Origin of the sequence: Desulfolutivibrio sp. (assembly GCF_036584575.1) — a bacterium.
GTDB lineage: Bacteria > Desulfobacterota > Desulfovibrionia > Desulfovibrionales > Desulfovibrionaceae > Desulfolutivibrio.
The window spans coordinates 1-2,477 of record NZ_JAZHDB010000195.1; the positions used below are offsets into that span (position 1 = coordinate 1).

The 2,477-nt window shown below is 62.9% G+C and carries 3 protein-coding genes; all 3 read left to right on the forward strand.

Features of this window, described 5'->3' with window-relative positions:
* Positions 1–519 (forward strand): lyase family protein (locus V3572_RS13985; protein ID WP_332111630.1); only part of this gene is annotated, 519 nt, incomplete at its 5' end.
* Positions 520–783: 264 nt separating this feature from the next.
* Positions 784–1,347 (forward strand): orotate phosphoribosyltransferase, encoded by a 564-nt coding sequence (gene pyrE, locus V3572_RS13990; protein ID WP_332111632.1) that lies wholly within the window; start codon positions 784–786, stop codon positions 1,345–1,347.
* Positions 1,347–2,477, forward strand: a 1,131-nt coding sequence (locus tag V3572_RS13995; protein WP_332111631.1) for a L,D-transpeptidase family protein, incomplete at its 3' end; no start/stop codon positions are given. The genes pyrE and V3572_RS13995, both read left to right, overlap by 1 nt.

Below are 2,477 nucleotides of genomic sequence, written 5' to 3' on the forward strand. Positions count from 1 at the left end.
CAGAAGGGTTCCTCGGCCATGCCGCATAAAAAAAATCCCATCTCCGCCGAGAACCTGACCGGCCTTTCCCGGCTGGTGCGCTCCAATTCCCTGGCGGCCATGGAAGACATGGCCCTGTGGCACGAGCGCGACATTTCCCATTCCTCGGTGGAACGGGTCATCATGCCCGACTCCACCATCCTCGTGGACTACATGCTGTCCCGGCTGACAGGCATCCTCACGCGGCTTGTGGTCAAGGCCGACAACATGCGGCGCAACATGGAGGCCTCCTTCGGGCTGTTTTATTCCCAGCGCGTGCTGTTGGCCCTCATCGAGAAGGGCATGGATCGCCAGAAGGCCTATGAACTCGTGCAACGCATCGCCATGCGCTGCTGGAACGAAAAGACCCAGTTCCCCGACGCCGTGCGGGAGGACGTTGAAATCGCGACCCTTCTCGACCATGCCGACCTTTCGGACCTCTTCAACCCGGCCTATTACCTGCGCCATGAGGACATGGTGTTCTCCCGGGTTTTCGCCTGATCCGGCCTGCCTTTCCGGCGATTTTGCCCGGGCCGGACTACTGAAACCTCATGGGCCGGGGGACGTTGTCCCCCCCACCCGGCAGGGAGTTGGGCGGCAGCCCCAGCGCCGTCCGGACGGCAACCCGGAGAAACAGGAGCATCCAGCCAGGAATTGTTGAGGAAAGAGCTTTTCAAACGCAAGGGACTTTTATAATGGTGAAGCGGAGAATGGGGCAAGGATATGCTTTGCGGGCCGTTTCACGAGGGACATCCGGGCATGACCATGAAAGCTAGACTGGCGCAATTGCTCCTGGAGAAATCCTACATCGAGGGCGAGGTGGTTCTCACCTCGGGCAAGAAAAGCGATTATTATTTCGACTGCAAACAGACGGCCCTGCATCCCGAGGGCGCGTATCTGCTGGGGAATTTGTTCCTGGACATGCTGCCCGAGAACATTGCCGGGGTTGGCGGCATGACGCTTGGGGCCGATCCCCTGGTGACGGCGGTGTCGGTGGTGTCCCAGGTTCGGGGACGGCCGCTGCCGGGGTTCATCGTGCGCAAAAGCCCCAAGGGGCACGGCACGAACCAGTACCTTGAGGGCATGGCCAATTTTGCGCCCGGTGATCGGGTGGTCCTTTTGGAAGACGTGGTGACCACCGGCGGCACGTTGATCAAGGTCATCGACCGGGTGACGGACGCGGGTCTGGTGGTGGCGGGCGTCCATTGCGTGCTGGACCGTGAGGAAGGCGGCGTGGACACCCTTGCCGCGCGGGGATTCGGATTGCGGGCCATCTTCACCCGACGTGATCTTCTGGCGGCTGGAAGCGCGTCGCACGAGGCTGGATAATGCGCACAGCGCTTGTAGCCATAGTTCTCGCGCTCAGCCTTTTCCCGTCGACGGGACGGTGCGAGGGGTGGCAGGCCCCCCTGACCGATTCCGACAAGGGCCCGCAACGGTTTGTGGCCATCGATAAAAATTCCCAGATGTTTTTTCTGCTTGAGCGCAAAAGCCCCCTGCATGTGGTGGAGAAAATCCCCTGCACCACCGGGCTGCTCCTTGGCGATAAGCTCAAGGAAGGCGATCTGCGCACCCCCGAGGGCGTCTATTTCATCACCTCGCGCCTGGACGGGGGGCTTGACTGGGAGCAGTACGGCGACTTGGCCTTTCCGCTGAATTTCCCCAATCCCGTGGACATCATCAAGGGCAAGACCGGCCACGGCATCTGGATACACGGCCGGGGCAACACCATCACCCCCTACGAGACCAAGGGCTGCGTGGCCCTCAACACCCCTGACATCCGGGGCCTGGACACCAAGCTGGAACTGCGCATGCCCGTGATCATCGGCAATCGCGTCAGTCTCGACAAGTCCCCCGAGACCATCGCCCGCGAGGCGGACGAGGTGGTGGCCGCCACCCATGCCTGGGCCAAGGCCTGGGAATCCAAATCCGAGGCCTTTTTCGAATGGCACGATCCCCAGAAGTTCGCCATTTCCCAGGGGCAGCCGTTTTCCGCCTTCCGCAACCAGAAAGAGGGGCTTTTCAAAAAGCTGCCCTGGATCCTGGTGGCCGTGGAGGACGTACGCGCCGTGGCGGGCCCGGACTACTGGGTCACCTATTTCATCCAGTTCTACCGGTCCCCGTCGCTGATCTCCCAGGGCGTCAAGCGTCTGTACTGGCAGAAAAACGACAAGGACAAGTGGGCCGTGGTGGGCATGGAGTTCGAGCAGATGGAGCCCACCCTGGCCGGGAAGTATGTGAAGCCGGGGCAGGTGGTCCTGGCCGCCGTCGAGACCGGCGAGCGGGATCGGGTCACCCCCGTCCTGGACAAAACCAGCGAGGAAGACCTGCGCTCCGCCTCGGACGCCGCCCCGGCCGCCTACGCCCCATCCACGGCGGTGGCCCATGTGTCGGCGTCGGGGGACTCTGCGGTCGCCGCCGTCACCCCGGCCCTGCCCGCCAGCCCGAGCCAGGCCGGG

Coding starts and splice junctions, on each gene's coding strand:
- pyrE (WP_332111632.1), top strand. CDS start 784: ATGAAAGCTAGACTGGCGCAATTGCTCCTGGAGAAATCCTACATCGAG.